The organism is Variovorax soli NBRC 106424 (assembly GCF_001591385.1).
Classification (GTDB): domain Bacteria; phylum Pseudomonadota; class Gammaproteobacteria; order Burkholderiales; family Burkholderiaceae_C; genus Variovorax; species Variovorax soli.
Genome location: NZ_BCUU01000198.1, coordinates 1 through 3,034, shown reverse-complemented (window position 1 = coordinate 3,034; position 3,034 = coordinate 1). Strand labels below are relative to the sequence as shown.

Annotated in this window: 5 protein-coding genes; 4 read left to right on the top strand and 1 reads right to left on the bottom strand. The window is 70.8% G+C overall.

Translation table 11 applies throughout. The features are described 5' to 3' along the window. Positions 1–644: LysR substrate-binding domain-containing protein (locus VSO01S_RS26210; RefSeq protein ID WP_068645682.1), on the top strand; the 644-nt coding region annotated here is incomplete at its 5' end. A gap of 13 nt (positions 645–657) precedes the next feature. On the opposite strand, the gene VSO01S_RS26205 is transcribed toward VSO01S_RS26210, so the two are convergent. Next, positions 658–1,092, bottom strand: a complete 435-nt coding sequence (locus VSO01S_RS26205) for a DUF1841 family protein (protein WP_068645681.1) — start codon at positions 1,090–1,092, stop codon at positions 658–660. Positions 1,093–1,211: 119 nt separating this feature from the next. On the opposite strand from VSO01S_RS26205, the gene VSO01S_RS26200 reads away from it, so the two are divergent. The 3 genes from VSO01S_RS26200 to VSO01S_RS26190 all read left to right on the top strand — a co-directional run. Continuing rightward, entirely contained in the window at positions 1,212–1,916 is a 705-nt protein-coding gene (locus tag VSO01S_RS26200; protein WP_068645680.1) for a phosphatase PAP2 family protein, read from the top strand. Positions 1,917–1,968: 52 nt separating this feature from the next. Then, positions 1,969–2,223, top strand: coding sequence for an acyl carrier protein (locus tag VSO01S_RS26195; RefSeq protein WP_068645679.1), 255 nt, complete (start codon positions 1,969–1,971; stop codon positions 2,221–2,223). Next, positions 2,220–3,034, top strand: an 815-nt coding sequence (locus VSO01S_RS26190) for a beta-ketoacyl synthase N-terminal-like domain-containing protein (protein WP_281179873.1), incomplete at its 3' end; no start/stop codon positions are given. The genes VSO01S_RS26195 and VSO01S_RS26190, both read left to right, overlap by 4 nt.

Sequence of the window (3,034 nt, the reverse complement as noted above, 5' to 3'; positions counted from 1 at the left end):
TGCGCATCGGCGCGCTGCCCAGCGTGGCGCCTTCGCTGCTGCCGCAGGCGCTGGCGCGGCTGCGGGCGCAGCGGCAGGGCCTGCAGATCCTGGTCAAGTCCGCCGCCAACGCGGTGCTGCTGGACGACCTGCGCGCCGGCGAACTGGACGTGGTGGTGGGCCGCATGAGCGATCCCTCGCTCACCAGCGGGCTGAGCTTCGAGCTGCTGCACACCGAGCCGCTGGTCTTCGTGGCCCGCCCCGGTCATCCGCTGGCCCGGCGCGGCGCCTCGGCCCGGGCGGCGCTGGCCTATCCGCTGGTGATCTACGCCGAGGGCACCATCCCGCGCCACCACACGGAGAGTTTTCTGGCCAGCCTGGGGCTGGCGCTGCCCGCCGATGCGCTGCAGACGCTGGACGTGGCGGTGGCCAGTGCGCTGGCGGCCGGCTCCGACAGCATCTGGATCACGCCGCTGGGCGCGGCCCGCAACGACCTGGCGCTGGGCCGACTGGTGCGCCTGCGCATCGCCACGCCTGGCACCGACGAGCCGGTGGGGCTGTTGCTGCGCACCGACGCGGCGCCGTCACCGGCGCGCGGCGCGCTGGTGGCGCTGCTGCGCGACGAGGCGCGGCGGCTGGCGGCCGAATCCAAACGCCGCCACTAGGGCCGAGGGCCGATCAGTCGCGTGTGGCGCGTCGCTGCACGCAGGCAATGTACGCCTCGCCATCCGGCGGCCGGCCGGCGCGCTGCGACTCCCACATCATCTGCCCCAGGCATTCCATCGCCTCGTGATGCGCATCGAGCAGCGAATCGCGCCGCGCGGCCAGCAGTTCCACCGCCTGGCGGATGCCGCGCGGCTGGTCGATGGAGCATTGCTCGCTGATCGACAGGTGCATGGCCAGGTGCAGGAAGGGGTTCTCGCGCCCGTCGCTGCCGTCGTACACGCGGGCCACGGCGGCATCGGCGTCCTGCAGGTCGGCGTGGTATTCGGGATGCGCGTCGATCCAGCCCGCGGCGATGGTCTCCAGCGCCTCCAGCGGCATGCCCTGGCGGCTCTTGGCATACACGTCGCAGAAAAAGCGGCGCACCTCTTCTTGGGATGGATTGAACATGATGGCGGGGAGGTTAGCACCGACCCCTTTGGCAATGCGGGCGCCGGGGCATGAGCTGTCATGCATCTGGGGCAAGATAGCGCCTTCGCCGCAACGCAGCCCCCGCCCGTCACCGCCTCATGCACCCGAACCCGCGCCAACCCTGGACCCACGAACTCGGCCAGCGGCTGCGCGTGCACCAGCCGCTGAAGATCGTCGGCACCACGGTGTGGATCTGGATCTTCTTCGTCGGCTATTTCCACTTGCTGCGCAACCCGATGCGGCCGGTGATGGAGATGCCGCTCACCGTCATCGACGCCTGGATTCCCTTCCAGCCGGTCTGGCTCATTCCGTACCTGTCGCTGTGGGTGTACGTGGGCATCGCGCCCGGGCTGCAGCGCAATTTCCGCGAGCTGGTGGTGTATGGCCTGTGGTCTGGCGCGCTGTGCCTGGCGGGCCTGGCCTTCTTCGCCCTGTGGCCCACGCGCATTCCGCTGCAGCCGATGGATGCGGGCGGATTTCCGGGCTTTGCGCTCCTGCGCGGCATCGACGCGGCCGGCAATGCCTGCCCTTCGATGCACGTGGCCATCGCCATCTTCACGGCCTGCTGGATCGAGCACATTTTCAAGTCGGCGGGCGCGCCGCTGCTGCTGCGCGCGGTAAACATCGCCTGGTTCCTGGCGATCACCTATTCCACGCTGGCCACCGGCCAGCACGTTGTGCTGGACGCCGTGTCGGGTGCGCTGCTGGGCGGCGTTTTTGCCTGGGCGTCGCTGCGCTGGCGCCCTTCCTCCATGGGGGCGGTGGAGCCGGGCGCCGTGGTGGCTATCATCGACCGTCACTGACTTTGTTTCCCGCGCGCGGACGGCGCCACCATTACATAACGCCAAGATCACCATGAGTTCGCTCAAGGAACTGCAAGACCTGATACAGGACAAGTACGGTATCGATCCGGCCGAACTCGACCCCAACGCCTCGATGCGCGACAAGGGCTTCGATTCCCTGGCCCTGGCCGAATTCCTGTTCGAGATCGAAGACCGCCTGCACATCACGCTGCCCGACCCCGACCCGGAAATGGACACGCTGGCCCAGCTGGCCGCGCTGGTCGACCAGGTGCGGGCCGCCCAGCCGCCCCAGCAGCGCGCAGCGTGAGCCAGGCAGGCATCGCCGTCACCGGCCTGGGCGTCGTCGGCCCGCACGGCCAGGCACCGGACGCCATGTTCGATGCCTTGCTGCGCGGCGAATCGGCCATCCGCCCGGTGTTTCCCGAGCTGGCCAAGCCGGCCCTGGCCGCCACCGTGGCCTTCGACGCTTCGCCCTGGTTCAGCAAGCTGCAGCTGGCCGGCGTGGACCGCGTCAGCCAGCTGGCCGTGGCCGCGGCCGAACGCGCGCTGGACGACGCAGGCATGCCAGGCCCCTGGGCCGAGAACGAAGGCGAGCGCGTGGGCATCTACGTGGGCTGCGGCATGGGCGGTGCCAGCGCGCTCGAAACCGCCTACCGCGGCGGCGCCAGCGGCCGCGTGCCGCCGCTGACCATTCCGGCCTTCATGCCCAACGCGCCGGCCTCGCACATCGCCATGCGGCGCAAGGTGCTGGGCCCGGTGCTCACCTATTCGGTGGCCTGCGCATCGTCGGCCATCGCCATTGCCGAGGCGGCCAAGGCCATCGAGAGCGGCGAGGTCGACCTGGCCATTGCCGGCGGCAGCGAGGCGCTGATCGTGCCCGGCGTGATGCTCGCCTGGCAGGCGATGCAGACGCTGGCCTCCGCGCCGCCGGGCGGTGCGGCCACCGCGGTGCGGCCCTTCGCGGCCGACCGCAGTGGCTTTGCGCTGGGCGAGGGCGCTGCCTTCCTGGTGCTCGAATCGGCGCAGCGCGCCGCCGCACGCGGTGCGCGCAGCTACGCCAGCCTGGCCGGCTGGGGCAGCAGCTGCGACGCCTCGCACCTCACCAAGCCCGATGCCGC

Bases quoted from the DNA above. Each gene is read 5' to 3' on its own strand.
- VSO01S_RS26200 (WP_068645680.1), top strand. From the start codon at position 1,212: ATGCACCCGAACCCGCGCCAACCCTGGACCCACGAACTCGGCCAGCGG.
- VSO01S_RS26195 (WP_068645679.1), top strand. From the start codon at position 1,969: ATGAGTTCGCTCAAGGAACTGCAAGACCTGATACAGGACAAGTACGGT.
- VSO01S_RS26205 (WP_068645681.1), bottom strand. From the start codon at position 1,092: ATGTTCAATCCATCCCAAGAAGAGGTGCGCCGCTTTTTCTGCGACGTG.